Raw genomic sequence first — 26,312 nt, forward strand, 5'->3', positions numbered from 1 at the left:
TCGCATGAACCTGTCTCCCCGCGAAAAGGACAAGCTTCTGGTCTCGATGGCGGCCATCGTGGCCCGCCGCCGGCTGGATCGCGGCGTCAAGCTCAACCATCCCGAATCGATCGCGATCATTTCCGATTTCATCCTCGAAGGCGCGCGCGACGGGCGCACCGTCGCCGAGCTGATGCAATCCGGCGCGCAGGTCCTCACCCGTGAACAGGTGATGCCCGGCATCCCCGAGATGATCCACGACATCCAGGTCGAGGCGACGTTTCCGGATGGCACCAAGCTCGTCACCGTGCACGAGCCGATCAGGTAGGAGCGAGAGCATGATCCCCGGTGAACTCTTCATCAAGGACGGCGAGATCGAGCTCAATGCCGGCCGCAAGACCGTGACGCTGACGGTTGCCAATACCGGCGACCGCCCGATCCAGGTCGGCTCGCACTACCATTTCTTCGAGACCAATCCGGCACTGAAGTTCGACCGCAAGAAGGCCCGCGGCATGCGCCTTGACATCGCCGCCGGCACAGCCGTCCGGTTCGAGCCCGGGCAGACCCGCGACGTCCAGCTCGTCGCGGTGGCCGGCAAGAAAACCATCTACGGCTTCCGCGGCGACGTGATGGGGAAGCTGTGAGCTCCACAGGAACGAGCGCGGCACGGCACGGTTGAGACGAAAACGGAGGTCTTTGCCATGCTGTCACCCGTCCGCCTCGTCTCCGAAGCCGCCGAGCTCGCCGCGCGCCGCCACAACGGAATGGCGCGCAAGGGCCGCGGTCATGAGCCTTACATCAACCACCTCGCCGAGGTCGCGAACCTGCTTGCGACCGCGACCGATGGCGCCGACGCCGAACTCGTTGCGGCCGGCTGGCTGCATGATGCGATCGAGGACACCGACACCACGCGCGAGGAGCTCGCGCAAAAATTCTCCGACCGTGTCGCGTCTCTCGTCGTCGAGTGCACCGACGACATGAGCCTGTCGAAGGCCGAGCGACGGCGTCGGCAGGTGATCGAAGCACCGAAAAAGTCGGCCGGTGCCAGGCTGATCAAGATCGCCGACAAGATCAGCAACATCGGCGCGCGCATTCATTCCGATCCAGCCGCCGAAGAGCGTGACGACCTCACCGACTACGTCGGCTGGTCCGAGCAGGTGGTCGCGGGCTGCCGCGGCGACAACGCCTGGCTCGATACGACATTCGACGACATGGTGCTCACAGCGAGGGCCTCGCTGTGAGCACCGATCCGAAATTCAAACGCAAACGGGGCTTGTGATGTCCGTCAAAATAAAGCGTTCCGTCTATGCCGACATGTTCGGTCCGACCACCGGCGACAGGGTGCGGCTGGCCGACACCGACCTCGTCATCGAGGTCGAGAAGGATTTCACCACCTACGGCGAGGAGGTGAAGTTCGGCGGCGGCAAGGTGATCCGCGACGGCATGGGGCAATCACAGGTCACCAACAAGCAGGGCGCGGCTGATACCGTCATCACCAATGCGCTGATCGTCGATCACTGGGGAATCGTGAAAGCCGACGTCGCGATCAAGGACGGCATGATCGCCGGTGTTGGCAAGGCCGGCAATCCCGACATCCAGCCGGGGGTCACCATCGTCATCGGTCCCGGCACCGACGTGATCGCGGGCGAGGGCAAGATCCTCACCGCCGGCGGCTTCGACAGTCACATCCATTTCATTTGTCCGCAGCAGATCGAGCACGCGCTGATGTCTGGCGTGACCTCGATGCTCGGCGGCGGCACCGGTCCCTCGCACGGCACGTTCGCCACCACCTGCACGCCGGGGCCGTGGCACATGGGGCGGATGATCCAGTCGTTCGACGCCTTCCCCGTCAATCTCGGCATCTCCGGCAAGGGTAACGCCTCGCGGCCTGCCGCGCTGGTCGAGATGATCAAGGCCGGCGCCTGTGCGCTGAAGCTGCACGAAGATTGGGGCACGACGCCGGCTGCCATCGACAATTGCCTGTCGGTGGCCGACGATTACGACATCCAGGTGATGATCCATACCGACACGCTGAACGAATCCGGCTTCGTCGAGGATACCATCAAGGCCTTCAAAGGCCGCACCATCCACGCCTTCCACACCGAGGGCGCCGGCGGCGGTCACGCCCCTGATATCATCAAGGTCGCCGGCTTGAAGAACGTGTTGCCGTCCTCGACCAACCCGACGCGCCCGTTCACGCGCAACACCATCGACGAGCATCTGGATATGCTGATGGTGTGTCACCATCTCGACCCCTCGATCGCGGAAGATCTGGCCTTCGCCGAGAGCCGTATCCGCAAGGAGACGATCGCCGCCGAAGACATCCTGCACGATCTCGGCGCGCTCTCGATGATGTCCTCGGACTCCCAGGCCATGGGCCGCCTTGGCGAAGTCATCATCCGCACCTGGCAGACCGCCGACAAGATGAAGAAGCAGCGCGGCTCGCTGCCGCAGGACAAGGGCAAGGACAACGACAATTTTCGCGTCAAGCGCTATATCGCCAAATACACCATCAATCCCGCGATCGCCCATGGCGTCTCGAAGCTAATTGGCTCGGTGGAGAAGGGCAAGCTCGCCGATCTCGTGCTGTGGTCGCCGGCCTTCTTCGGCGTCAAGCCGGACTGTATCGTCAAGGGCGGCATGATCGTCGCCGCGCCCATGGGAGATCCCAACGCCTCGATCCCGACGCCGCAGCCGGTGCACTACCAGCCGATGTTCGGTGCCTTCGGCAAGGCGCGCACCGCATCCTCCGTGGTGTTCACCTCGAAGGCCGCGATCACCGGCGGCCTCGCGCGAAAACTCGGCATCGACAAGAAGCTCTATGCGGTCCAGAACACCCGCGGAAAAATCTCGAAGAAGAGCATGATCCACAACGACGCCACACCCAATATCGAGGTCGATCCGGAGACCTATGAGGTGCGCGCCGACGGCGAGCTTCTCAGTTGCGCGCCGGCCGAAGTGCTGCCGATGGCGCAGCGATATTTCATGTACTGAAATAGCGCCTCGACACATGCCCCCGGCGCGCCCCCGGGGCAGCGGATTTACGGTGTTGCGTTCGATCCCGCCTGGTCTAATGTCCCGCCCGATATCTTGAACCCAAAAGAAAAGCCGGGAGGATTTCTCGTGATCTACGTCGTTGCCACCCTGACCATCAAGCCCGAAACGCGCGCCGAATTCATTGCAGCTGCCACTGCCTGCATCAAGGAGACCCGGAAGGAGCCCGGCAATATCGCCTATGATTTGCACGAGAGTGTCACCGATCCGGCCAAGATGGTGTTCGTCGAACAGTGGGAGAATGTCGAGGCGCTGGTGCCGCATCGCGGCCAGGAGCACATGAAGACGTTCGGCCGCGTCGCGGTGAAGTGCTTCACGGCACCGCCGAAGATCGAAGTGATCACGCCCGAGAAGGTCGACATACGCTAACAAGAACAACAGGGAATAACCCTCATGATCTATGTCATCGCCACCACGCCCATGAAGCCGGAAAACAAGGACGACTTCATCAAGGGGCACAAGGCCTGCACCGTCGAGACGCTCAAGGAGAAGGGCTGCCTCTCCTACGACGGTAGTGTCAGTGTCAATAACCCCAATCAGTACGTGGTGGTCGAACGCTGGGAGACCCGCGACGATCTCACGGCGCATGCCAAGGCGCCGCACATGAAGGTGTGGCGCGAATATTCCGCGCAGATGAAGACGGCGCCGACGGTGATCGAGATCATCAGCGACGGCAAGGTCGAGAAGCTCTGAGGTAGCAGCGCATGATCCGGGCGACGCAGGTCAAGGGACAACACCGCTTCACAGAAGCGCCAGCGGATACAGTCGTGCTCGATTTCGACGATCGGCACCGCCGCCGCATGGCGATGACGGGGACGCGGGGGCTCGCCTTCCTGCTCGACCTGGAGAATGCCGTTGCGCTGCGCGGCGGCGATGCGCTGGTGCTGGAGGACGGTCGGCTGGTCGAGGTGGTCGCCGCGCCCGAGCCGCTGCTGGAGATCCGCGGCCAGGATCCGCACCACCTCATCCGCGTCGGCTGGCATCTCGGCAATCGCCATCTGCCGACGCAGATCATGGCCAAGGGGCTGCGCATTCGCCGCGACCACGTCATCGAGGCCATGGTGAAGGGCCTCGGTGCGCGCGTGATCGAGATCGAGGCGCCATTCGATCCCGAAGGCGGCGCCTATGCCGATGCCGGCCACGCACATGGACACGACGACCACGCGCATGACCATGTTGCGCATGACCATGGTCACAGCCACGATCATCATCACCACGACGAGCATTGCGATCACCCCGACCATCACCACGGCCACAAGCATGCTCACGACCACAAATGAGCCGGTCGGCGCCGGCGATCTCGCGGAACGTGAGGCGGCGGCGCTGTACCGGCTGATGACCTGGCTGTCGCCGGCGTTTCCCGTCGGCGGCTTTTCCTACTCCAGCGGCATCGAATGGGCGGTCGAAGCCGGAGACATCGCGGACACAGCGACGCTGGCGGACTGGCTCGACGCAATGCTCCGCGACGGCTCGGGCTTCTGCGATGCGACGTTTCTGGTCCACGCCTATCGCGCCACTGAAGCGGACGAGGGCGCCACCTTGAGCGATATCGCCGAGCTCGCCGCGGCCTTTGTGCCGTCGCGCGAGCGGCAGCTGGAGACGACGTCGCAGGGGCGCGCCTTCATCGACATCGCCCGCGCCGCTTGGGATGCCGACGGGCTGGAAGCCATGGTTGCGGCATGCCGAACGCCGCTGGTCTATCCCGTCGCCGTCGGCGTCGTCGCTGCCGTGCATGGCGTGCCGCTGGCGCCGACCTTGCACGGCTTCCTGCATGCGCTGGTCTCGAACTGGATTTCCGCGGCCAGCCGGCTCATCCCGCTCGGCCAGACCGACAGCCAGCGCGTGCTGGTGAAGCTGGAAGCCGCGGTTGCCGCGACGGCAAATCGTGCGCTGAATGCGACGTTGGACGATCTCGGCAGCGCGACGTTTCGCGCCGACCTCGCCAGCCTGCGGCACGAAACGCAATATACGCGGCTGTTCAGATCATGATTGCTGGCCAGTACATTCCGCAGTCGCCAGGACGACGATAGGAAAGAATCGATGGCTACGTCTCACGGCCCCTTGCGTGTCGGCATCGGCGGCCCGGTCGGATCGGGCAAGACCGCGCTGATGGACCTGCTCTGCAAGACCATGCGCGAGCGCTACGACATCGCCGCGATCACCAACGACATCTACACCAAATGGGATGCGGAATTCCTCGTGCGCTCGGGCTCGCTGACGCCGGATCGCATTGCAGGGGTCGAGACCGGCGGCTGCCCGCATACCGCGATCCGAGAGGATGCCTCGATGAATCTCGCCGCGGTGGCGGACATGCGCGCCAAGTTTCCCGGGCTCGATCTCGTGCTGATCGAATCCGGCGGTGATAATCTCGCTGCCACTTTTTCCCCGGAGCTCGCCGACCTCACCATTTACGTCATCGACGTCGCGGCCGGCGACAAGATCCCGTCCAAGGGCGGCCCCGGCATCACCCGGTCCGACCTCCTTGTCATCAACAAGATCGACCTGGCGCCCCATGTCGGCGCCTCGCTGGAAAAGATGGAGACGGACGCCAGGCGCATGCGCGGCGAGCGTCCGTTCGTCATGACCAACCTGAAGAAGAGCCAGGGGCTCGACCGCATCATCGGCTTCATTGAGGCCAAAGGCGGCTTGAAACGGGACAGCTGACCGACGCGACGACTTAACGCAGGCGTTTCTCTCCGTTAACGCCCAGTGGGCGGAGCCATCCGCGGAACCAATTTCGGACACGGCGATTATCTACCTCCGGTGCCCGGGAGCCGAACCATCCCGGCCGGACCATCGGCCGAGCGGATTATGCTTTTCAGGCGACCCAAGTTGCGTACTGATGCCTCCTCCTTCATTATCTCCGCCACCGGGGTTCACCCTGTTTCGGCACATGGCCGTTCGAGCGGCGTTCATATGTTCCTTGTTTATTGCCGACCTCCCGCTTTCGCCTGAGTAGTCGCGTGGTCCGGCTGGGTTTCATCATCGGCTTCATCGCCCTGCTCGGAGCCTTGCTCTCCGGGCTTGCGGCCTATCGCGTCCACGACCAGGAGCTGGCGCTGGACCGGATTGCGCTGGCGCGCGCGATCGACGTCCATGCGAGCCTGGTCCAGGACCGGCTCACCGAGCGCGAACTGCTTGCGCGGGTCGCCTCCGGCCTGTTCCGGACGCCGTCGGTGCTCAAACCGAACATGCTCGAGCCGCTGCGCTCGGCGATCTACGCCTTCAAGACCGATTTCGTGGTGGCCGGCTGGGTCGCCCGCCTGAAGCCGGACGAACTTGCCGCAGCGCAGACCGCCATCGCCAGCGCCGGCTTCCCCAATCCGCAGATCCGCAGCTATGACGACAAGCCGATCGATCCGGCGCGTGTCACTCAGCCGATCGACGTGCTGATGGACCTCGAACCGCGCAGCAATGAGACCAAGGCGCTGCCCGGCCGCAGCTACGACCAGGATCAGGTGCGCAGCGCCATGCTGACACGCGCCAGAGTGGAGAAGAGGTCGGTTACCTCCGAGCCGGTTCCTCTCCTGCGCGGCGACGGACCGGTCGGCATCATCGTGGCCGCTCCGGTCATCCCCGAGGGCGCGACGGAGCCGGTGGGCTTCATCACATTTTCCTACGAGCTCGCCTCCTTGATGCTGACCAATGACGACATGTCGCTGTTCGCGGTCGCGCTGAAGGATCCGCGCAGGGAGGGTGGCGAGCTTGTCGCCAACGATCAAGGCGTGGTCTCGGCCCGCACGACGGCGGCGGATGGGCCGGCGCCGTCGGCGACGCGCACGGTGAGCTTCGGCGGTCGCGACTGGCAGCTCGGCTATTACGCCAAGACCAACTCGGCGCGCCGCGCCGAGCAGACTGCGATCATCGTGGCGGCGATCGGCTTTGCGATCACCGCGATGGTGTGTGGCCTGTTCGGCTATGTCGCCTACAACAATCTGCGGCTCAGCCGGGAAATCCAGGTCAGAATCGGCTTCGAGCGCCGGCTGACGGCGGTCATCGACGAGCTCAACCACCGGGTCAAGAACATCCTGGCGGTGATCCAGTCGATCGTGACGCGCACGCTGCGCCATGGCTCCGACATCGATGTCGCGCGTGAACTCCTGATCGGCCGCATTCACGCCATGTCCAACGTCGTCTCGCTGCTCAGCGAGAGCCAGTGGCAGGGCGTCAAGCTGAAGGGCCTGTTCGAGGCGCGCGCCATCCCGCACGCCGACCGCATCGCCGTCACCGGTCCGGATATCGCAGTCAGCGCGCGCGCGGCGCAGAGCCTGTCGCTGCTGTTCTTCGAACTGGCCTCGCACTCCGACGAGGGCCTGTCGCTGGTCGGCAAGCATCCGCACATCACCGCCAATTGGACGGTGACGAGCGAGGAGACTGGCGAGGTTTTTCATTTCCGCTGGGAGGAGTTCAACACCAGCGAGGCGACGCGCCGCCCCGATTCCGATTTCGGCCTGATCCTGCTCGACCGGGTCGCGCCCGAGGCGCTCGGCGGCGCCGCCAAGCGCTATTTCACCGACGTCTCCTATGTCTACGAGCTGACCGCGCCGATGGACACGGTCGAGGACATGACCGAGCGCGACCGCACTGACAAGCTTTCAGCACCGATCCGGCCGGCGCGGTAATGCGAGGCTAGCTCTTCGGCCGCAGCACGAGGTCAACCAGATTGCGCGCGTAGGCCGGCGTGATCGGCGCGATGCCGAAGACGTAGCGGTAGAACAGGCCGCCATAGATCGCGTCGTAGAGATCCTCCGGCGGTGCTTCCGCCAGAATGCTGCCGTCGTTCTGGCCGGCGGCGATCATCTCGACCAGGGCGTCGCGGCGGAATTGCAGATAGCGGGCGTAGAACAGCTCGGCAGAGCCGGTCTTGGAAATGCATTCGGAGATGACGGCGAGCTGGACCTTGCCGAACTCGCCCTGGAGCGCTTCGGCATAGGCCGCGGCGTGGCGGCGTGCGCGCGCGGCGGCACTGCCGGAGCTTGCAGGCGGTAGCGGCAGCATCCGCGCGGCATGCTGGAGGAAGGCGTCGATCAGCAACGCCTCGCGAGACGGCCACCATTTGTAGATCGTCATCTTGGAGACGCTGGAACGCCGCGCGACCGCGTCGATGGTGGTGGCGGCAAGGCCGGTCGGTGGCCATCAGCGCATAGGCGCTCTGGAGAATGGCGTTGGTGGTCTCGATCGACCTTGGCCGGCCGCGCCGGGGCGCGCTGTCGGCTCCCTCACCCCCGCCTTTCACCATCGCCACGCCCGGCCTCCTCGCGCAATCCGCTCCCGCTCCGCATACCGCAGCCGTGATGGTCGGCCTAGCGGAATCGGAAGGTGCCGGGCTAGGCCTGCTGGCGCAAGGCCGCGGGCAGGTCCTGCCGCTTCGACCAGGCGATGTAATACGCGACCGCGGCCATCGCCGCGAAGCCGGCCAGACTCACGGCGATCTGCATCACCACCAGATTGGCGCCGGTGATCAGGATGAGATGTCCGGCAAAGGACAGGAACACGCCGACGCAGAACACGGCGAGCCATTCCTCGCCGCATCTGATGACCGCCTGGAGCGGCCTCAATTGCAGACCGGGATGATCGGCCGGGACCAGATGGGTCGCGAGGAAAGCGAGCGCGAGGAAGTGGACCACGCGCACCGGCCCCCCCCCACACATAGGGTGCGAGGTTTTCCTTGTCGGTCGGCGTGATGTTGTCGAGCACGATATCCGGCAAGTAGACGGCCAGCGTCGGCGAGTGGCGCATCAGCGTGATCGCCATCGCGAATACGAGATAAGCGCCTGCAAGCACGCGCAGCCAGGTCAGGCCGTGCAGGGCGCGGCCCGACGTACCGGTGACGGCGAACCAGCCGCCCAGCACCATCAGCATCTGCCAGCAGAACGGGTTGAAGGTCCACTCCTGGTCCGGATAGACCCGGAAATTCCAATCGAACCAGCGCGCCGCGAAGTACAGGGCGACCGATGCCGCCAGCGTCAGGTTCGGACGCCGCAACAGCCCCCACAGCGCGAACGGAAGAAACGCCATCAGCGGGATCATCAGTTGCAGGAGATCGAGGTTCAGCGGCTCCTCCTGAAGCACCAGTCCGCGTACCAGGATGCGCAGCGGATGCTCGATGATCCCGGAAATGTTGTATTCGTGGATGATCTCGGGCGCCATCGATTGCGAGGCGACATAGGCGATGGTGTCGATGTAGATCACGAACAGAACGACATAGGCGGCGTAGAGCCGCCAAACGCGCTGGAAGATGCGCGTCGCTGCGACGACGTAACCACGCTCCAGCACCATCTTGCCATGAATGATGGCCATGCCATAGCCGGCCACGAACACGAACAGATCTGCGGCGCCGCTGAAGCCGAAGTTTCGCAGCGTCAGCAAGTTGACGACATTGTTCGGGATGTGGTCGACGAAAACCGACCAGTTGGCGATGCCGAGCGTCAAATAGAGCCGGGCGTCGTGATTGAATGCGGCGAGGTTCGCCTTGACGGACGGTTTCATCGAAAAAATAGCTTTTGGAATCAGGGGCGCTGCTTGTAGCGGCAACCTCCTGCCTATCCGAGTAGCGATTGCGTGATGGAGGGGGCATCGCTGCCCCATGGCGCAAAATTGCGCGGCGGCGTCCGTGCCCAATTCCGATAAATGCGCTCGTGAGACTTACGACGAAATTTTCTAACCCGCTTGAGCCGTCACTCGGCAGGTTCAGCCGACGCCTCGTCGGGCACGCCGGCGCGGCTTGCCATGATTCCGAGGGCGACGCCGCCGATCGCCAGGATCGGCAACAGCCGCTTGATCCCGATGGCGCGAACGATCTGGAGTCCCGTGGCGAGCAGCATGGGGTCCGCAAGCATGCTCGCGGCCGTCGACTTCGCGGCGCGCTCGGCCGCGATATGGGCTTGCTTGCGCAACTGCCGCTTGTAGGCCCAATAGCTCACTGCCGCAGTCAGGGTCAGCAGAAAGAAAACGCCGGCACCGGCGAGGCAAGCCTGCACCGGACCATATTTTTCCAGCACCGAGATGAATGCCGCGGCGCACAGGAAGCATGTCGTGATGAAGAGCGCGAGCGCCGCGCCCGCCGCCAACGAGGTCAACCGCACAGTCGTGCCGGTGGATGCGCTGATCCCGTCGATGATGCGCTGAAACATGGCCTTGCTCCTCAAACCCCCCACGAGCCGAATCGTCACATGCCGGCACCGACGGCGCCGCAGCGCCGCCGCTTCAAAACCCGTTCACGACCTCAGCGGCGCCAGGCGGCACCGATCAGGAAGCCGATGCCGAGCGCGATGCCGACGGTCGCGAGCGGTCGCTGCGTGATCGCGTCTTCCAGCCTCTCCTCGATCGAGCCGTAGGCATCTTGCGCTGCGCCCATCATGGCGCTGCCGCGCTCCGACATGTCGTCGAAGGTCGAATCCACGTTTTCGCGCGCTTGGCGGTAGCCGCGGCGGGCTTGCTTGCCGGCAGAATTGGCAAAGACGTTGAGCGCGTCGGTGATCTGGTCGGTGAGGGCGGCGATATCGTTTTTCACGGCTGCTACATCCTTATCGAGGCGTTCTGCGGTGGCCTTGTCAGTCCAGTCTCTCATCCTGGCTTCGCCGTCGGACGTTGACATCGGGAGCTCCGAACTGTTGGCGGTTGAGATGGGCGGAGAACGTTTCGTCGTGACGGAAGTTCCGTCATCGAAACCTCTCAACCTTGTGGGAGCTGCGGCGAATCCGTCGGCAGCAGATGCTCCTTCAGGACCAGCGCGACGATCAGAAGCGGCGACGACAGGAACGCGCCCATTGGGCCCCACAGCCATGTCCAGAATGCCAGCGCCAGCAGCACGGCGAGCGCATTGAGCTCCAGCCGCCGGCCGATGATGGTTGGTGTGACGAAGTGCCCCTCCAGGAAGGTGAGGCCGCCAAAGGCAAGCGCCGCCATCAGGCCACCTCCAATGGTCGGAAAAGTGACCAGTCCGACCACGACCAGAATGGCGAACATCGCAACCGGCCCGATGATCGGGATGAAGTTGAGGGTGGCCGCGAGGGCTCCGAGGCCGGCGGGATTGGGCATGCCGATAAGCGCGCAGACCATGCCCGCGCCGACGCCGACGCCGATATTGATGACAGTCACGGTCAGAAGATAATTGCCGAGATGGACCTCGATCTCGTTGAGGATACGAAGCGTGCGCAGCCGCGCGTCGTGATCGCCGAAGGTCATGATCATCGCGCGGCGCAGGTCGCGCCAGCTCGCGATGAACAGGATGAGGGTGACGAAGAACAGCAGGAATTCGGTGAAGGTTGGCGACAAAAATTCCAGCGTCGGCTGCACCCATTCGAATTTCGGCATCTGGAAGCTGTGCAAGCCGTCCGAGCCGCCGCCGACCATCGTCTGCAGCTCCTGCCACAACGCCAGCGGCCGGTCGAACACGTGCAGCTTGTCCTTCAATTGCGCGCCGAGTTCGGGCAGGCGCGAGCTCCATTCCATCAGCGGTGAGGCGATCAGCGCGACCATGAAGCCGACCACGGCGGTCACCGCGATCACGATCGACGCGGCCGCGAGCCCGCGCGGCACCTTCCGCTCCTCCAGGAAGGTTGCCGCCGGCGACAGCATCGTGCCGGTGACGAACGCCATCACGACAGGCAGGAAGAACGCCTTTCCGACATAGAGAACGGCGATCACCGCGATCAGCAGCAGCCCCGCAAGCGCGAATGCGACGAATTCGGTGCGCCGGATCACTGGCGGAAGTTCGCCGTGGCGCTCGGGGAGCGGTGTGCCTTCGCTGTTGCCGGGAATTATACGTTCACTGGGAAGGACGCGCACAATACCTCTCCGGCACGGAAGGCTTCGGTCCGCGTGCCCTATGAAATGAGAAACGTACCAACGCGCCACCGGTTCCATCGCCGCTTCGTGAAGAGACGCTCGCTTGACTGTGACTTGGAGGCCGCATCCTGCCGCGGAACTTATAGCGGCTCGACCGCGTTTATCGGATCAGCGCATCACCCTGATGCAGGCATCCAACGGGGCAGCACATGACCAAGTTCTCTGCAGTCCGACGCCGCTTTTCGCCGCGCCGCATCGCCGCTTTCGCCTTCACAACCGCTTTGCTGGCAGTGCCGTTCGGCGCCGCGAGCGCGCAGACGCTGGGTTATACGTACCCGCAGGAGCAGGCCTATCCGCAGGATCAGGGTTATTCGCAGGGCTATGCCAGGCCGGGTTATGCGAGTCCGGAGTCGCAGGCCTCCGACGAGGATGCCGCATTGCCCGATCGCCTGCGCAAGCAGATCGTCAGCTTCGACCGGAGCGAGCCGGCCGGTACTATCGTCATCGATACCAACAACACCTATCTTTATTATGTGCTCGGCCAGGGCCGCGCCATCCGGTATGGCGTCGGCGTCGGCCGCGAGGGCTTCACCTGGTCGGGCGTGCAGAGCGTCAGCCGCAAAGCGGAATGGCCGGACTGGCACCCGCCGGCGGAGATGATCGCACGCCAGCCCTATCTGCCGCGCTTCGTCGCTGGCGGTCCCGGCAATCCGCTCGGCGCGCGCGCGATGTATCTCGGTTCGAGCGAATACCGCATCCACGGCACCAACGATCCCACCACGATCGGCAAGTTCGTTTCGTCCGGCTGCATCCGCCTGACCAACGAGGACGTCACCGACCTGTTTAGCCGCGTCAATGTCGGCGCCAAGGTCGTGGTGCTGCCGAAGAACGCACCGCTGATGGCGAGAGGCGGAGATTCCCTGCGCAAGCGCCCGGCACCGACGACGTTGCCTTCAGGCAGGCAGGCGCTGAACATTTCGACGTCGGCCGTGAATTAGAGTTGAGCGAGGTTACATGAAGAGACGTTCGATCGGCAAACTGGCAGGTGGCGCGGCGGCGTTCTTCGCCGTCGCCTCCTTCGGCCTCGCGCTGACGCCGTCGGCGCACGCGGAGGACTTTTTCTCGGCGCTGTTCGGCGGCTTCCGCGGGCGGCCGGCGCCGGAGATCCGCATGCCGTTCCCCGGCGATGACATGCCGCGATACGACGCGCCGCGCCAGCGGGCCTCCTATGGCGGCGGCACGGCCTATTGCGTGCGCGGCTGCGACGGTCGCTATTTCCCGGCGCAGGGAAACGATGCCGAGAGCAAGGCGCAGTCCTGCAAGAGCTTCTGCCCGGCCTCGGAGACTTCGCTGGTCTATGGCGGCAATATCGACGACGCCACGACGGACAAGGGAAAATCCTATTCCGAGCTGCCGAACGCCTTCCGGTACCGCAACGAGATCGTGACGGGCTGCACCTGCAATGGCAAGGATCCGGCCGGGCTCGCTCAGGTCAAGGTCGACGACGATCCCACCTTGCGCAAGGGCGACATCGTCGCGGGCGCGGACGGCCTGGTGGTCGCCAGCCGCAATGCCAACGACCGTCGCGGCGTCGCGATGAACTTCTCTCCGCTGCCGGACTCGGTGCGCGCAAGATTCCGCCAGGTGCCGGTGGTGGCGAAGGAGTAGGGGGAGCTCTTTCCACGTCGTCCTGGCTTTCTCCAGGATGACTGTGAGCGGATAGCGCCCGCAGCCCTACGCCGCCCGGATCTTGCCCAGGAAGTCGCTGACCTGATGACCGAGCTGGCGACTCTGCGTTTCCAGCGTTTCGGAGGCTTGCTTGACGTTCTCGGCGGCCCCGGCTGCGGTATCTGCGTCGGCCTTTACGCCGGAAATATTCTCCGAAACGTTCTTGGTGCCCTGCGCCGCGTATTGCGTGCTGCGGGTGATCTCCTGGGTCGCCGCGCCCTGCTCCTGTACGGCGGCGGCGATGGCGGTGGCGACTTCATTGACCTCGCCGATGATGCCGCCGATCGCCTGGATCGCGTTGATGGCATCGCCGGCGACCTTCTGGATGTCGGCGATCTGCTCCGAAATCTCCTCGGTCGCCTTGGCGGTCTGGCTTGCCAGTGACTTCACCTCGGATGCCACAACCGCAAACCCGCGCCCCGCTTCGCCGGCGCGCGCGGCCTCGATCGTGGCGTTCAGCGCCAGCAGATTGGTCTGTGCCGCAATGGTGTTGATGAGACCTACGACCTCGCCGATGCGTCCCGCGGATTGTGCTAGCCCCTGAACGGTGCTGTCGGTTTCGCGGGCCTGGTTGACGGCGCGGCTGGCGATGCCTGCGGCGTGCGCGGCCTGCTGGCTGATGTCGTTGATCGAGGCTGACAGCTCCTCGGCGGCGGCAGCGACGCTGTCGACGCTCATCGAGGCGTCGTTGGAGGCCTTGCCGGCGATTTGCACGCGGTCGTTGGTCTGGCGCGACACCGCGGACAGATCGCCCGAGGTCTTGCGCATTTCGCCGGAGGCTTCGCTCAATTCGCCGAGCGTCTTGCGCACCGCGCCCTCGAACTCGCCGACATAGGCCTCGACCGCGCGCTGGCGCGCGGTGGCGCCCACATTGCGCTCGCGCTCGTGCGCCTCGATCTTGAGCTTCTCGTTGGCCTGCTGCTTGAAGGTCTCCAGTGCGCCGGCAAGCGCGCCGATCTCGTCCTGGCGATCGAGATAGCCGCTGTCGACCGCGAGGTCGCCGCCGGCGACCTTCAGCATGGCATCGCGGATGGTGTTGAGCGGAGTGATGACGCGGCGGCTGACCAGCATGATCGCGCCGACGGCGAGCCCCATGGCGAGCGCTAGCAGCGTGAGCTGCACGATCAGGGCGCGCTGCGCGCCACTGCGCTGCTCCAGCGTATGCGTCCTGGCGGCGTCGAGCGCGGCTTCCGCTACCGCGACCGCGCTTGCCATGCGGCCGACCGTGAGCGGGCTCCACTGGTTGGCGGTCATCTCGGGCTTCTCGCTCTTTACCAGCGCGTCCGCAAGGCGGTCGCGCAAGGCCAAATATTGCGGCTCGAAATAGGCGGTCTTGGCAGCAGCCACGGCAGAGGTCAGCGCCGGTGCCAGTTGCATGCCAAACGTCGACAATTCCAGCGCCTTCCACATCGCCGCCGTGCCGCCGACATATTGGGTGTAGTTGTAGCGGCCCTCTGGCGTGATCTTCCCCGCCGCCAGCCCGGTCGAGACGATCAGCGAGGCTTCGCCTGCGGTGTTGCGCAGCAGCCAGGCGTTCTGCTTGATCGACAGCAATTGGTCGATCGTGGCGTCCTGGTGGTTGACAGTGCCGGCTAGCGTGTTCGACAGCCTGTCGAGCACATCGAGCAGGCCTTGGGTCGTCTCCATGTATTCCTTGGTCAGGCCGGCCCGGCGTTGATCCTTGGCCTTGGCGACGTCGTCCCAGAACTGCGTTTGCTCCTCGATCAGCAGCTTGTAGAGGCGAGCCAGCTCCGGCACCATCGTGCCCGATTGCGGAAAGTCGATGCTAGGCAGCAGCTTGAGCGCGCGAGCCATCGCCGGCATCTGCGCATCGCGCAGGCTCCGCAGATATTTCTCGATTTCGGGGTCCATCGGCTCGGTCGCGTTCAGCAGCCGTGACGTGGTCGACCGGTCGGTGCGCAGATTGTGCATCGCCTTGAACAAATCGGCGGAGGCGTCGGCGATCTGCGAGATGCGGTTGGCGGTCCTGAGGCGATCCCACGACTCGTAGGCAGTAAGCGAGAGCGAGATCACCACACAGACCGACGTGATCGCGATCACCGCCTTCAGCAGCGCGGATACGGTCAGACGATTCAGCATCGAAGTCCCCAATTCCCGTTGCAAAGTTCGTGACGTCGCCCCGGGCAACATCGGAAAAGAGGGGCACGCAAGAATCGGCAATCGCATGCCGTTTGCGGCTCAGGACCCAAACGGTTTCTGCATCTGAAAGGAAAAGGGTAAAGTTTTAGGCAGGCCGGCGGATCGTAGAAGTACGTATTTACTAGAAGTTGCAGAGGGTTGCGGCGATGGAACCGGTGCGGGAGTTGCGCGTTGTGAAACCGTCAGCAACTTTGCCTAAAGGGGGGTCCCAGCGATGCTGGTCGGCGTACTCGTCACCTTTCTCGTCGTCATTCTCGTGCTTTACCTCATCAACATGTTGCCGATGGATGGCCGAGCCAAGCAGATCGCGCGCGTTGTCGTCATCATCATCGGTATCGTGTCGCTGCTGAAATATCTCGCAGTGTTCTAGCGGACGGTGCTACCGCAAACAAGAAAGCCCCGGCGCGAGCCGGGGCTTTGGCATGAGACCGATCGGGCTCAGCCGTTGGCCTTGGCCTCGCGGCGGCGGGCGGTGAGAATGTATTCGGTGTAGCCGTTCGGCTGCTCGCGGCCCTTGAAGACGAGGTCGCAGGCGGCCTTGAAGGCTGTGCCGTCGAACGCCGGCGCCATCGGCTTGTAGATGGCATCGCCGGCATTCTGCTTGTCGACCACGACCGCCATGCGCTTGAGTGACTCCATCACCTGCGCTTCGGTGATGACGCCCTGGTGCAGCCAGTTGGCGAGGTGCTGGCTGGAGATGCGCAAGGTGGCACGGTCTTCCATCAGGCCGACATCGTGGATGTCGGGTACCTTGGAGCAGCCGACGCCCTGGTCGATCCAGCGCACGACATAGCCCAGAATACCCTGGCAGTTGTTGTCGATCTCCTGCTTGACGTCGTCGGGCGCCCAGTTCGACTTCGACACCGGAATAGTGAGGATGTCGGAGAGCTTTGCGCGCGGGCCGCCCTTGGTGAGCTCCTGCTGGCGTGCGGTGACGTTGACCTGGTGGTAGTGCAGCGCGTGCAGGGTCGCGGCGGTCGGCGAGGGCACCCAGGCGGTGGTGGCACCGGCCTGCGGATGGGCGAGCTTCTGCGCCAGCATGTCCGCCATCTTGTCCGGCGCGGCCCACATGCCCTTGCCGATCTGGGCGTGGCCGGGCAGGCCACAGGTCAGGCCCATATCGACGTTCCAGTCCTCATAGGCCTTGATCCAGGGCTGCGCCTTCATCTCGTTCTTGCGGATCATCGGACCCGCTTCCATCGAGGTGTGGATCTCGTCGCCGGTGCGGTCGAGGAAGCCGGTGTTGATGAACATGATGCGCTTGGAGGCGCGCTGGATGCAGGCCTTGAGGTTGACGGTGGTGCGCCGCTCCTCGTCCATGATGCCGACCTTGAGCGTGTTCTCGGGCAGCGACAGCATCTTCTCGACGCGGTCGAAGATCTCGCAGGTCAGCGACACCTCGTCGGGGCCGTGCATCTTCGGCTTGACGATATAGGCAGATCCCGTGCGGCTATTCTTGACCTTGGAGTTGCCCTTGAGGTCGTGAACGGCAAGAAGTCCGGACACGGCGGCATCGAGCAGGCCTTCGGGAATCTCCTCGCCCTTTTCGTCCAGCACCGCGTCGGTGAACATGTGGTGACCGCAATTGCGCATCAGCAGCAGGCTGCGGCCGTGCAGCTTGACCTCGCCCTTGCCATCCGGCGTCTTGTAGCTGCGGTCGGCATTGAGCGAGCGCGTCAGCGCCTTTCCGCCCTTCTCGAAATCGGCCGTCAGCGTGCCGTTCATCAGGCCGAGCGTGTTGCGATAGACCAGCACCTTGTCCTCGGCATCGACCGCGGCGACCGAATCCTCCATGTCGAGAATGGTGGAGACCGCGGACTCCATGATCATGTCGGCGACGCCGGCCGGATCGTCCTTGCCGATCGTGCTGTTGCGGTCGATCTTTACCTCGACATGCATGCCGTTGTTGACGAGCAGCACTGCGCTCGGCGCGGCCGCGTCGCCCTGGAAGCCTGCGAATTGCGCGGCGTTCTTCAGCGCGGTGGCGTTGCCGCTCTTCAGCTTCACCGCGAGCTGGCCCGCGACGACGCTATAGGCGGTGATGTCGGTGTGGCTGCCGGTCGCCAGCGGCACGGCGGCATCGAGGAACGCTTTTGCTTTCGCGATTACCTTGTCGCCGCGCGCCTTGTTGTAGCCCTTGCCGCTCTCCGAAGGATCGTGCGGGATCGCATCGGTGCCGTAGAAGGCGTCATAGAGCGAGCCCCAGCGCGCATTCGCCGCGTTCAGCGCGTAGCGCGCATTGGTCAGGGGCACAACGAGCTGCGGGCCGCAGATCTTGCCGATCTCCTCGTCCACATTGGTCGTCTCGACCTTCTGCGTCACCGGCTCAGGGACGAGATAGCCGATCTCCTTGAGGAAAGCGGTATAGGCATTGAGGTCGAACGCCTTGCCCTTGTTGGCGCGGTGCCAGTCGTCGATCTTGGCCTGCAGCGTGTCGCGCAGCGCCAGCAATGCGCGGTTCTTCGGCCCCAGCTCCTTGATGATGGCGGCGAGCCCGGCCCAGAACGCATCCGGCGCGATTCCCGTCTTCGGGGCCGCTTCCTTGGCGATGAAATCGAACAGGACGGGAGCGATCTTCAATCCGTGGGCGTCGACGCGTTCCATGATGGGCTTTCTCGTTGGAAATCGATGTTTTTGGCTGCTTTTGACCAGACAGCAGCAAAATGCGCCCCAAGGGAGCAGCTTTCGGGGCCTTATTAGCCCCAAAATCGGGGCCGTGAGAAGGCCCCCGACGTCTGTCAAAATGTCAAGGCGCGGTGGGCGGCCCACGCACCGGTGTCATTCCTCGCGAAGGCGGGGAATCCAGTACGTCGCGGCCTCTCGGCTGAATCACTGCTGTCGATGGAATACTGGGTCGCCGGGTCAAGCCGGGCGACGACAGCGGAGCAGCAGCCCGGCTTCAAATATTCGCGGCGAGGTCCACGACTTCGTCGAACAGCACGCCGGTCGTCTTCAGCATCTGCTCGATCTCGTCGGCCGCCTCGGCGACCGTCCGCGTCGAGGTGTCGATCACGAGCTCGGCGGCCTGCGGTGTCTCGTAATCATTGCCGATGCCGGTGAACGACGCGAGCGTGCCGGCCCGAGCCTTCTTGTAGTGTCCCTTGGGATCGCGCTCTTCGCACACGCCGGCCGGGGTCGCGACATGAATCTCGCGGAACGAAGTGTCGGCGATGCGGCGCGCGGTGGCGCGGTCCTCGCGGGCGGGCGAGACCGCGGCGACGATGGCGATGTGGCCGTTGCGCGCGAGATGCGTCGCCACTTCGGCGAGCCGGCGGATGTTCTCGCTGCGATCGGCGGCCGAGAAGCCGAGATCGCTGTTGAGCCCGGCGCGCAGCGTGTCGCCGTCGAGCAGGATCGGCGAGCCGCCATTCGAAAACAGCCGCCGCTCCAGCGCCTTGGCCAGCGTCGACTTGCCGGACGCCGGCAGGCCCGTAAGCCAGACCACGGCGCCGTTGTGCTGATAGCGCGCAGACCGTTCGTCGGGCCGCAGCGCGGATTCCACCGGCACGATGTCCACGGGCAGGGCGCGCTGGCCGGCATCGACCGACAGCACGAGGCCGCCGCCCGCGATGCGCCCAGACACCTCGATCACGATGCGGCCAGTGCGCGGGTTCTCGGTGTAGGGGTCGGTGGCAATCGAATTGGAAAGAGAGATGTCGATCTCGCCGACATGGTTACGGCCGATCGCCTTGTTCTCGACGCTCGACAGTTCGCCCGGATCGACGGCTTTCTCGATCGCGACGACGGTGGCGCGGCTTTCCTTGGGTCCGCAGCGCACCAGGAGCTGGTCGCCCTTGGCCAGCGGCTTGTCGTGCAGCCAGAAGATCCGCGCGCGCAACCGCCGCGTCTCACGCGGGGCGCTGTTGGCATGCGCGATGATATCGCCGCGCTCGACGAACAGCTCGCGGTCGAGCGTGATGCCGACCGAACGGCCCGCACCCTGGCGTCCCGCAACCGGCGTCACGGGCCAGGCTCTCGACCGTCTTGATCCTGGCGATCTTGCCGGCCGGCATGATCACGATCTCGTCGCCGGCGATGAGGCTGCCGGATTCGATACGGCCAGCCACGATGCGGCGGTCGTCGAATTTGTAGATCGCCTGCACCGGCAGCCGCAGCGCCAGCGCCTCCAGCGGCCGCGCCGGCTCGAGCCTGTCCAGCGCCTCGACCACAGTCGGGCCCTTGTACCAGCCGATCCGGTCGGTGCGCTCGGCGACGCCGTCGCCGTCGCGGGCGGAAATCGGAATCACGGCCGTGGGCTTCACGCCGAGGCCCAGCAGATGCGCCGAGATCTCGTCGCTGATTTCGTTGAAGCGCTCGGCGGAGAAGTCGACGCGGTCCATCTTGTTGACGACGACCGCGACCTGCTTCACGCCGAGCAGATGCAAGAGATAGCCGTGTCGTCGGGTCTGATCGCGCACGCCTTCGAGCGCGTCGATGATCAGCACGGCGCCGTCGGCCTGCGAGGCGCCGGTGATCATGTTGCGCAGGAATTCGGCGTGGCCGGGCGCGTCGATCAGCACGATGTCGCGCGAATTGGTGCGGAAGCGGATCTGCGTGGTGTCGATGGTGATGCCCTGGTCGCGCTCGGTCTGGAGCGCGTCGAGCAGGAACGACCATTCGAACGGCATGCCGCGCCGCGCGCTGACGGCTTTCAGCATCTCGAGCTTGCCGTCGGGCAGGCTGCCGGTCTCGTGCAGCAGGCGGCCGACCAGCGTCGACTTGCCGTGGTCGACATGGCCGACGATGACGATGCGGACTTGGGGCCGCGTGGTGCCGTTCGGCGTGGCGGGCGAAGCGGGGGTGACGATCATGTTCATACGGCGCTCGCGTCCTTGATCAGAGATAGCCGGCGACACGGAGGCGCTCGAAAGCGTCCTCGGTCTCGTGGTCGAGCGCGCGGCCGGCACGTTCCGGCACCTTGGTCTGCTCGAGCTCGACCAGGATCTCGTCGATGTTCGACGCCGTCGAAGCGACTGGATTGGTGATGTCCTGATCGCCCAGCGAGCGGTAGCGCTTGCCGTTTTGCGAGAGATAAAGCGGAATGATCGGGATGTTCTCGCGCTTGGTGTAGGCCCAGATGTCGGACTCGGTCCAATGCAGGATCGGGTGAATGCGCAGATGCGCGCCTTGCGGCGGCGAGGCGTTGAAATGATCCCAGAACTCCGGCGGCTGGTCGCGCACGTCCCAATTGCCCTCCAGGCCGCGCGGCGAGAACACGCGCTCCTTAGCGCGCGTCGCCTCCTCGTCGCGGCGGATGCCGGCAATCAGGCCGTCAAAACCGTATTTGCCGAGCGCCATCTTGAGACCCTCGGTCTTGCGCGCGGCGGAACGGGCGGCGGGGGGCAGCGTTGGGTCGACGGCATCGATGGGCGGGCAGGGCTCGACGCGCAGATCCAGCTCCCACTCCTTGCCGTAGTGATCGCGGAAGCGATACATCTCCGGAAACTTCTTGCCGGTGTCGACATGAAGGGCCGGGAACGGCAGGCGGCCGAAGAACGCCTTGCGCGCCAGCCAGATCATGACATTGGAGTCCTTGCCGAGCGACCACAGCAGGGCAATCTTCTTGAGGCGACCGAAGGCTTCGCGGAAGATATAGATACTCTGGGCTTCGAGCTGGTCGAGATGGTCCATGCTCGGGGCAAGGTCAGCAGAAAATTCTTTCGCGGGCGCGCGCACGGTGAATGCGGGGCTGCTCAGTCCGTTTGCTGCGGAATCGTCCTTGAGAAGATGCATCTCTGCCACTTTGCGTTTGGAGGCGAAAATTCTATAGTTGCGGTGCGGGAGAGAAGAAAAAATTTTCTCTTTGCGCGCTCGAAACGACACATATATAGAAAATAATTCCAGTCAACCCCGGATGTGGGGGAAGCGAGTATCGCATGCGGTTCTTGCCGGTGTTTCTCGATCTCAAGGCCGGCCCGGTGGTCCTCATCGGCGCGGGTGAGCTTTTGCGCGCCAAGTTGCGCGTGCTCGCCGCCGCCGGTGCGCGCATCCGCGTGCATGCGATCGACGGCGATCAGGACTTGGGCCTCAGCCCCGCGGACGCGGCGCGTATCGAAGTTGTGGCTGCCGATCCGCTGACGGCCGATCTCTCAGGAATCATTGCCATCGTTTGCGCAGGCGCGGGGGATATCGGCGTGGCGATGTCGGCCCGCGCCAAGGCGCTCGGCCTGCCCGTCAACGTCATGGACGATCTCGAACATTCCAGCTTCATCTTCCCGGCGATCGTCGATCGCGGCGATGTCGTGGTCGCTGTCGGTACCGGCGGAACGTCGCCGGTCGTCGCGCGGCGCGTGCGCGAAAAGATCGAGGCGTTGCTGCCGGCGCGGATCGGCGAGCTTGCCGAGTTCATCGGCGGCTTTCGCAAATCCATCAACGAACGTATTGCCGAGTTTCCGCTGCGCCGCCGCTTCTGGGAGCGCGTCATCGACGGCCCGATCGGCGCCGCCGTTCTGGCCGGCCGCAAGGGCGAGGCTGGAGCGGCGCTGAACAGGATCACCGATCCGTCCGCGTTCGCGCGCGCCGACAAGCCGGAAGGCTCCGTCGCACTGGTCGGCGCCGGACCCGGCGATCCGGATTTGCTCACCATCAAGGCGCTGCGCGCATTGCAGGACGCCGATACCGTCTTCCATGACGAACTGGTTTCGCCCGAAATTCTCGACCGCATCCGCCGCGACACCACGCGCGTGCCGGTCGGCCGCCGCGTCGGCAAGCCCGGCATCGGGCAGGACGCCATCAACAAGCGCATGATCGAGGCCGCGCAATCCGGCCAGCGCGTGGTGCGGCTGAAGGGCGGCGATCCCTTCGTGTTCGGCCGCGGTGGCGAAGAAGTCGAAGCCCTGCGCGCAGCCGGCGTTGCCTATTCGATCATTCCCGGCATCACCGCAGCGCTTGGCGGTGCCGCCGATTTCGAGGTGCCGCTCACCTACCGTCATGAAGCGACCCGCATCACCTTCCTCACCGCGCACAAGGCGCGCGACGCGGAGACGGTGGACTGGTCGACGTTGACCGACGCCAAGATGACCGTTGTGGTCTACATGGGCATGACGGCTGCCCCCGCGATCCGCGCCGGCCTGTTTGCCGCCGGCCGTTCGCCGGAGACGCCGGTCGGCGTGTTCGCCCGCGTCACGCGTCCCGATGCGCAAGGCGCGATCGGCACGCTGCGCGACCTGCCCGAGCTGGTGCGGCGGACCAACGGCGGCCCCGCCATTCTCATCATCGGCGATGTGGTCCGGCATGCCGGCTCGCTTCGCCGCCAAACTCCAAAGCAAATCATCTCTGAACTATTGGATGCAGCCGAATGACCTCCCCGCTTGAACAGAAGAAGATCAAAATCGCCGGCCCCTCGGTCGTAACCGCCAACCGTACCTGGGACGGCATCGTCGTTTACCGCACCGCCGCCATGAGCTGGTCCGCGGACCTGTCGGAAGCCGCGATCGTGCGCAACTCCGACGAGGCGAAAGCGTTGCTTGCGGAGTCCGTTGCCGATGACGTCGGCGCGATCGGTCCCTATATCGCACCAGTACAGGTCGGTGCGGACGGCAAGATCGAACCCGGAAATCTGCGCGAACAGATCCGCCGCACCGGCGTGACCATCGGACAGCCGGTCCAGGTTTAAGGCGTTTTCTTATGTATGCTTACGATGAAATCGATCGCACGCTCGTCAACGAGCGCGTCTCGGAGTTCCGCGACCAGGTGAAGCGCCGCCTCTCCGGCGAGCTCACCGAGGACGAGTTCAAGATCCTGCGGCTTCAGAACGGCGTCTACCTGCAACTGCACGCCTACATGTTCCGCGTCGCGATCCCGTACGGGACGCTGGCGTCGAACCAGTTGCGGGCGCTCGCCCATGTCGCGCGCAAATACGACCGCGGCTACGGCCATTTCACCACGCGGCAGAACATCCAGTTCAACTGGATCAAGCTCGCCGAATTGCCGGATGCGCTGGCTGATCTCGCCGAGGTCGGCATCCATGCGATGCAGACCTCCGGCAACAACATGCGTAACGTCACCTCGGACCAGTGGGCCGGCGTCGCGCCCGGCGAGATCGAAGACCCCCGCATCTGGTCGGAGTTGATCCGCCAGCACACCACGCTGCATCCGGAATTCTCGTTCCTGCCGCGCAAGTTCAAGATCGCAATCACCGCGTCGGGCCATGACCGCGCGGCGATCAAGATCCACGATATCGGCCTGCGCCTGATCAAGAACGAGAAGGGCGAGACCGGCTTCGAGGTACTGGTCGGTGGCGGGCTCGGCCGCACGCCGTTCATCGCCAAGACCATCAAGCACTTCGTGCATGGCCGCGACATCCTCAGCTATATCGAAGCGATCCTGCGCGTCTACAATCAGTACGGCCGCCGCGACAACATCTACAAGGCGCGCATCAAGATCCTGGTGCACGAGCTCGGCATCGAGAAATTCTCGCGCGAGGTCGAGGAAGAGTGGCAGCACATCCGCAACTCCTCGCTCCAGATCGACGACGAGGTGATCGAGGACATCCGCTCGCGCTTCGCCTACCCGTCCTACGAGAAGCTGCCGCACATGCCGGACCAGCTGCGCCAAGCCGCGGCCGATCCTGATTTCGAGGCGTGGCGCAAGAACTCGGTCGCCCCGCACAAGGTCCAGGGCTATTCCATCGTCACGATCTCGCTGAAGCCGATCGGCGCGCCTCCGGGCGATGCCACCGCAGAGCAGATGGATGCACTGGCCGATCTCGCCGACAAATACTCATTCGGTGAGATTCGCGTCGGCCACGAGCAGAACCTCGCTCTGCCGCACGTTGCCAAGCGCGACCTGCCGGCCTTGTGGAAGGCGCTCGACAAGCTCGGGCTGGCGACGCCGAACGTCAACCTGATCACCGACATCATCGCCTGTCCGGGGCTCGATTATTGCTCGCTGGCCAATGCGCGCTCGATCCCGATCGCGCAGGAATTGACGCGGCGCTTCGCCAATCACGAGCTCGCCAATCTGATCGGCCGTCTCCACATCAACATCTCCGGCTGCATCAATGCATGCGGCCATCACCATGTCGGCCATATCGGCATTCTCGGCGTCGAGAAGAACGGCGAGGAAGTCTACCAGATCACCATCGGCGGCCGCGCCGACGAGAGCGCCGCACTCGGCAATCTGATCGGCCCTGGCGTCAAGTTCGACGAGGTCGCCGACGTCGTCGAGGACATCGTGGAGGCCTATCTGGCGCTGCGCGAGCGGCCGGAAGAGCTGTTCATGGACACCGTAAAGCGCCTCGGCGTCGAACCCTTCAAGGAGCGCGTTTATGCCACTCGTTAACGGCGGAAAGATCGTCGACGACAGCTTCGTCAAGCTCGCCGTCGACACGCCGCTGCCCGAGGGCGGCGACATCCTGGTGCCGGCCGAGCGCTTCGTCGGCGAGGCGGATGCGTTGCTCAAGCGGACCGGCAAGGTCGGCGTGATCTGGCCGAACAACCGCGACATCGCCGAATTGGTGCCGTATCTCGGCAAGATCGCCGTCGTCGCGCTGGTGTTCCCGACCTTCCGCGACGGACGTGCCTACAGCCAGGCGCGGCTGCTGCGCGAGCGCTACAATTATCGCGGCGACCTGCGTGCCACCGGCCAGATCCTGCGCGACCAGTTCGTGTTCATGCTCCGCGCCGGCTTCGATTCCTTCGACGTCAAGAAGCAGGCCGACGCGGAAGCCTTCATGCAGACCGCGAAGCGCTATTCGGTATTCTACCAGCCGACCGGCGACGGCCGGATCACGGCGCTGCACCGGCGCATGCAGCTGCGTCACTCCGAAGGTGTCGGCACGTGAACGCAATCGCGCCTCAGGTTCCGTCGATGTCCGTCTCTGCGCTGCCCTCAGCGGAGGAGCTCGATCATGCCCTACGCGATGCCTCGCCCGCTGAAATCATTGCCGCTGCGCTGAAGACGGTCGGGCGCGAGAAGCTGGCGCTGGTGTCGTCCTTCGGCACGGAATCGGCGACGCTGCTGAAAGTCATGGCTGACGTCGATCCGGCGATCCCCGTGATCTTCCTCGATACCGGCTGGCTGTTCGAGGAGACGCTGGCCTATCGCGACACGCTGATCGCGACGCTGGGCCTGACGGACGTCCGCTCGATCAAACCTGCCGAAGAGACGCTGTCGCGCGAAGATCCCGACCGCGACCTCTGGTTCTCGGATCCCGACGCTTGCTGCCGTATCCGCAAGGTCGAGCCGCTGGCGCGTGCGCTGAAACCGTTCGATGCGTGGCTCAACGGCCGCAAGCGCTTCCAGGGCAGCACGCGCGCCGACATTCCGGTGGTCGAGGACGACGGCGCGCGGTTGAAGTTCAATCCCTTCGCCAATGTCTCGCGCGAGGAACTCGAGGCAATTTTCGCCCGCGCCAAATTGCCGCGCCATCCTCTGGTGGAGTCCGGTTTCCTGTCGGTCGGGTGTATGCCTTGCACGAGCAGAACGGCTGAAGGCGAAGACGAACGCGCCGGTCGGTGGCGTGGCCGGGCCAAGACAGAATGCGGCATCCACACGATGAAGATTTCGTAGCACAGTCGCGCTGCCCGGCTACGAACAAGAAAATCCGGTTCCGTTGACTTAAGCCCGTTTGGATCCGAGTTATGCCTGCAGGTCTTCGC

At 64.5% G+C, this 26,312-nt stretch carries 24 protein-coding genes and 3 pseudogenes; 18 read left to right on the top strand and 9 right to left on the bottom strand.

Translation table 11 applies throughout. The annotated features are described in order from the left end of the window. Positions 1–4 precede the first annotated feature (4 nt). The 10 genes from ACVWW3_RS35365 to ACVWW3_RS35410 all read left to right on the top strand — a co-directional run bounded on the left by ACVWW3_RS35365 (position 5) and on the right by ACVWW3_RS35410 (position 7,655). A complete protein-coding gene (locus tag ACVWW3_RS35365) occupies positions 5–307 on the top strand; it encodes an urease subunit gamma (RefSeq protein WP_247446297.1) in 303 nt (100 codons plus the stop codon). 10 nt (positions 308–317) lie between these two features. Then, entirely contained in the window at positions 318–623 is a 306-nt protein-coding gene (locus tag ACVWW3_RS35370; protein ID WP_354044689.1) for an urease subunit beta, read from the top strand. Positions 624–680: 57 nt separating this feature from the next. After that, on the top strand, positions 681–1,220 hold the full coding sequence (locus ACVWW3_RS35375; RefSeq protein ID WP_456651614.1) for an HD domain-containing protein: 540 nt from the start codon (positions 681–683) through the stop codon (positions 1,218–1,220). A 37-nt stretch (positions 1,221–1,257) separates the two neighbouring features. Then, positions 1,258–2,973 (top strand): urease subunit alpha, encoded by a 1,716-nt coding sequence (gene ureC, locus ACVWW3_RS35380; RefSeq protein WP_456651613.1) that lies wholly within the window; start codon positions 1,258–1,260, stop codon positions 2,971–2,973. 129 nt (positions 2,974–3,102) lie between these two features. Further along, positions 3,103–3,402, top strand: a complete 300-nt coding sequence (locus tag ACVWW3_RS35385) for a putative quinol monooxygenase (protein ID WP_456651612.1) — start codon at positions 3,103–3,105, stop codon at positions 3,400–3,402. Between the two features lie 24 nt (positions 3,403–3,426). After that, positions 3,427–3,726 carry a putative quinol monooxygenase gene (locus ACVWW3_RS35390; RefSeq protein WP_247343784.1) on the top strand — a complete coding sequence of 100 codons (300 nt, stop codon included), beginning with the start codon at positions 3,427–3,429 and terminating at the stop codon, positions 3,724–3,726. 11 nt (positions 3,727–3,737) lie between these two features. Next, positions 3,738–4,313 (top strand): urease accessory protein UreE, encoded by a 576-nt coding sequence (locus ACVWW3_RS35395; RefSeq protein WP_456651611.1) that lies wholly within the window; start codon positions 3,738–3,740, stop codon positions 4,311–4,313. Continuing rightward, complete coding sequence (locus ACVWW3_RS35400) at positions 4,294–5,022, top strand: urease accessory protein UreF (RefSeq protein WP_456652125.1); 729 nt, start codon at positions 4,294–4,296, stop codon at positions 5,020–5,022. The genes ACVWW3_RS35395 and ACVWW3_RS35400 overlap by 20 nt, the downstream gene beginning before the upstream one ends. A 51-nt stretch (positions 5,023–5,073) precedes the next feature. Further along, a complete protein-coding gene (gene ureG / locus ACVWW3_RS35405) occupies positions 5,074–5,697 on the top strand; it encodes an urease accessory protein UreG (protein WP_247343779.1) in 624 nt (207 codons plus the stop codon). A 299-nt stretch (positions 5,698–5,996) separates the two neighbouring features. Then, positions 5,997–7,655 (top strand): CHASE domain-containing protein, encoded by a 1,659-nt coding sequence (locus ACVWW3_RS35410; protein WP_456651610.1) that lies wholly within the window; start codon positions 5,997–5,999, stop codon positions 7,653–7,655. Between the two features lie 7 nt (positions 7,656–7,662). On the opposite strand, the pseudogene ACVWW3_RS35415 reads toward ACVWW3_RS35410, so the two are convergent. The 5 genes and pseudogenes from ACVWW3_RS35415 to ACVWW3_RS35435 all read right to left on the bottom strand — a co-directional run bounded on the left by ACVWW3_RS35415 (position 7,663) and on the right by ACVWW3_RS35435 (position 11,823). Beyond that, positions 7,663–8,272 (bottom strand): annotated as a pseudogene (locus ACVWW3_RS35415) (TetR/AcrR family transcriptional regulator). A gap of 88 nt (positions 8,273–8,360) precedes the next feature. Next, positions 8,361–9,522, bottom strand: a pseudogene (locus ACVWW3_RS35420) (OpgC domain-containing protein). A 188-nt stretch (positions 9,523–9,710) separates the two neighbouring features. Further along, on the bottom strand, positions 9,711–10,166 hold the full coding sequence (locus tag ACVWW3_RS35425) for a hypothetical protein (protein ID WP_456651608.1): 456 nt from the start codon (positions 10,164–10,166) through the stop codon (positions 9,711–9,713). A 92-nt stretch (positions 10,167–10,258) separates the two neighbouring features. After that, positions 10,259–10,630 carry a DUF883 family protein gene (locus tag ACVWW3_RS35430; RefSeq protein ID WP_456651607.1) on the bottom strand — a complete coding sequence of 124 codons (372 nt, stop codon included), beginning with the start codon at positions 10,628–10,630 and terminating at the stop codon, positions 10,259–10,261. Positions 10,631–10,707: 77 nt separating this feature from the next. Then, the gene (locus tag ACVWW3_RS35435) at positions 10,708–11,823 is read right to left on the bottom strand and encodes an AI-2E family transporter (RefSeq protein ID WP_456651606.1); all 1,116 of its coding nucleotides are present in this window, start codon (positions 11,821–11,823) and stop codon (positions 10,708–10,710) included. 209 nt (positions 11,824–12,032) lie between these two features. Here ACVWW3_RS35435 and ACVWW3_RS35440 point away from each other — a divergent pair, with 209 nt between their 5' ends. Continuing rightward, positions 12,033–12,821, top strand: coding sequence for a L,D-transpeptidase (locus tag ACVWW3_RS35440; protein WP_456651605.1), 789 nt, complete (start codon positions 12,033–12,035; stop codon positions 12,819–12,821). A gap of 16 nt (positions 12,822–12,837) precedes the next feature. Then, a complete protein-coding gene (locus ACVWW3_RS35445) occupies positions 12,838–13,491 on the top strand; it encodes a DUF2865 domain-containing protein (protein ID WP_354044723.1) in 654 nt (217 codons plus the stop codon). A 66-nt stretch (positions 13,492–13,557) separates the two neighbouring features. On the opposite strand, the gene ACVWW3_RS35450 is transcribed toward ACVWW3_RS35445, so the two are convergent. Continuing rightward, a complete protein-coding gene (locus ACVWW3_RS35450; protein WP_456651604.1) occupies positions 13,558–15,651 on the bottom strand; it encodes a methyl-accepting chemotaxis protein in 2,094 nt (697 codons plus the stop codon). A 274-nt stretch (positions 15,652–15,925) separates the two neighbouring features. On the opposite strand from ACVWW3_RS35450, the gene ACVWW3_RS35455 reads away from it, so the two are divergent. Beyond that, positions 15,926–16,081, top strand: a complete 156-nt coding sequence (locus ACVWW3_RS35455) for a Thivi_2564 family membrane protein (RefSeq protein WP_007599832.1) — start codon at positions 15,926–15,928, stop codon at positions 16,079–16,081. Positions 16,082–16,149: 68 nt separating this feature from the next. Here the strand turns inward: ACVWW3_RS35455 and ACVWW3_RS35460 are convergent, their stop codons facing one another. The 3 genes and pseudogenes from ACVWW3_RS35460 to cysD form a co-directional block, all read right to left on the bottom strand. Next, positions 16,150–18,315 (bottom strand): malate synthase G, encoded by a 2,166-nt coding sequence (locus ACVWW3_RS35460; RefSeq protein ID WP_456651603.1) that lies wholly within the window; start codon positions 18,313–18,315, stop codon positions 16,150–16,152. 295 nt (positions 18,316–18,610) lie between these two features. Then, positions 18,611–20,528: pseudogene (gene cysC / locus ACVWW3_RS35465) on the bottom strand (adenylyl-sulfate kinase). Between the two features lie 19 nt (positions 20,529–20,547). After that, a complete protein-coding gene (gene cysD / locus ACVWW3_RS35470) occupies positions 20,548–21,342 on the bottom strand; it encodes a sulfate adenylyltransferase subunit CysD (protein ID WP_247446358.1) in 795 nt (264 codons plus the stop codon). A gap of 245 nt (positions 21,343–21,587) precedes the next feature. Here cysD and cysG point away from each other — a divergent pair, with 245 nt between their 5' ends. From cysG to ACVWW3_RS35495, 5 genes are read left to right on the top strand one after another with little or no spacing between them, the layout of a single operon-like run. Then, the gene (cysG, locus tag ACVWW3_RS35475) at positions 21,588–23,012 is read left to right on the top strand and encodes a siroheme synthase CysG (protein ID WP_456651601.1); all 1,425 of its coding nucleotides are present in this window, start codon (positions 21,588–21,590) and stop codon (positions 23,010–23,012) included. Beyond that, positions 23,009–23,326: a DUF2849 domain-containing protein gene (locus ACVWW3_RS35480; RefSeq protein WP_247343749.1), complete on the top strand. Its 318-nt coding sequence runs from the start codon at positions 23,009–23,011 to the stop codon at positions 23,324–23,326. Before cysG ends, ACVWW3_RS35480 begins: the two co-directional genes overlap by 4 nt. Before the next feature lie 11 nt (positions 23,327–23,337). Then, positions 23,338–24,993 carry a nitrite/sulfite reductase gene (locus tag ACVWW3_RS35485; RefSeq protein WP_456651600.1) on the top strand — a complete coding sequence of 552 codons (1,656 nt, stop codon included), beginning with the start codon at positions 23,338–23,340 and terminating at the stop codon, positions 24,991–24,993. Further along, entirely contained in the window at positions 24,980–25,495 is a 516-nt protein-coding gene (locus ACVWW3_RS35490) for a DUF934 domain-containing protein (RefSeq protein WP_456651599.1), read from the top strand. The genes ACVWW3_RS35485 and ACVWW3_RS35490 overlap by 14 nt, the downstream gene beginning before the upstream one ends. Continuing rightward, positions 25,492–26,223 (top strand): phosphoadenylyl-sulfate reductase, encoded by a 732-nt coding sequence (locus ACVWW3_RS35495; protein WP_247343738.1) that lies wholly within the window; start codon positions 25,492–25,494, stop codon positions 26,221–26,223. The genes ACVWW3_RS35490 and ACVWW3_RS35495 overlap by 4 nt, the downstream gene beginning before the upstream one ends. Positions 26,224–26,312: the final 89 nt, after the last annotated feature.

Source organism: Bradyrhizobium sp. LM2.9, assembly GCF_054056555.1.

Bases quoted from the DNA above. Each gene is read 5' to 3' on its own strand.
- ACVWW3_RS35365 (WP_247446297.1), top strand. From the start codon at position 5: ATGAACCTGTCTCCCCGCGAAAAGGACAAGCTTCTGGTCTCGATGGCG.
- ACVWW3_RS35370 (WP_354044689.1), top strand. From the start codon at position 318: ATGATCCCCGGTGAACTCTTCATCAAGGACGGCGAGATCGAGCTCAAT.
- ACVWW3_RS35375 (WP_456651614.1), top strand. From the start codon at position 681: ATGCTGTCACCCGTCCGCCTCGTCTCCGAAGCCGCCGAGCTCGCCGCG.
- ureC (WP_456651613.1), top strand. From the start codon at position 1,258: ATGTCCGTCAAAATAAAGCGTTCCGTCTATGCCGACATGTTCGGTCCG.
- ACVWW3_RS35390 (WP_247343784.1), top strand. From the start codon at position 3,427: ATGATCTATGTCATCGCCACCACGCCCATGAAGCCGGAAAACAAGGAC.
- ACVWW3_RS35395 (WP_456651611.1), top strand. From the start codon at position 3,738: ATGATCCGGGCGACGCAGGTCAAGGGACAACACCGCTTCACAGAAGCG.
- ACVWW3_RS35400 (WP_456652125.1), top strand. From the start codon at position 4,294: ATGCTCACGACCACAAATGAGCCGGTCGGCGCCGGCGATCTCGCGGAA.
- ureG (WP_247343779.1), top strand. From the start codon at position 5,074: ATGGCTACGTCTCACGGCCCCTTGCGTGTCGGCATCGGCGGCCCGGTC.
- ACVWW3_RS35425 (WP_456651608.1), bottom strand. From the start codon at position 10,166: ATGTTTCAGCGCATCATCGACGGGATCAGCGCATCCACCGGCACGACT.
- ACVWW3_RS35430 (WP_456651607.1), bottom strand. From the start codon at position 10,630: ATGTCAACGTCCGACGGCGAAGCCAGGATGAGAGACTGGACTGACAAG.
- ACVWW3_RS35440 (WP_456651605.1), top strand. From the start codon at position 12,033: ATGACCAAGTTCTCTGCAGTCCGACGCCGCTTTTCGCCGCGCCGCATC.
- ACVWW3_RS35445 (WP_354044723.1), top strand. From the start codon at position 12,838: ATGAAGAGACGTTCGATCGGCAAACTGGCAGGTGGCGCGGCGGCGTTC.
- ACVWW3_RS35450 (WP_456651604.1), bottom strand. From the start codon at position 15,651: ATGCTGAATCGTCTGACCGTATCCGCGCTGCTGAAGGCGGTGATCGCG.
- ACVWW3_RS35455 (WP_007599832.1), top strand. From the start codon at position 15,926: ATGCTGGTCGGCGTACTCGTCACCTTTCTCGTCGTCATTCTCGTGCTT.
- ACVWW3_RS35460 (WP_456651603.1), bottom strand. From the start codon at position 18,315: ATGGAACGCGTCGACGCCCACGGATTGAAGATCGCTCCCGTCCTGTTC.
- cysD (WP_247446358.1), bottom strand. From the start codon at position 21,342: ATGGACCATCTCGACCAGCTCGAAGCCCAGAGTATCTATATCTTCCGC.
- cysG (WP_456651601.1), top strand. From the start codon at position 21,588: ATGCGGTTCTTGCCGGTGTTTCTCGATCTCAAGGCCGGCCCGGTGGTC.
- ACVWW3_RS35480 (WP_247343749.1), top strand. From the start codon at position 23,009: ATGACCTCCCCGCTTGAACAGAAGAAGATCAAAATCGCCGGCCCCTCG.
- ACVWW3_RS35485 (WP_456651600.1), top strand. From the start codon at position 23,338: ATGTATGCTTACGATGAAATCGATCGCACGCTCGTCAACGAGCGCGTC.
- ACVWW3_RS35490 (WP_456651599.1), top strand. From the start codon at position 24,980: ATGCCACTCGTTAACGGCGGAAAGATCGTCGACGACAGCTTCGTCAAG.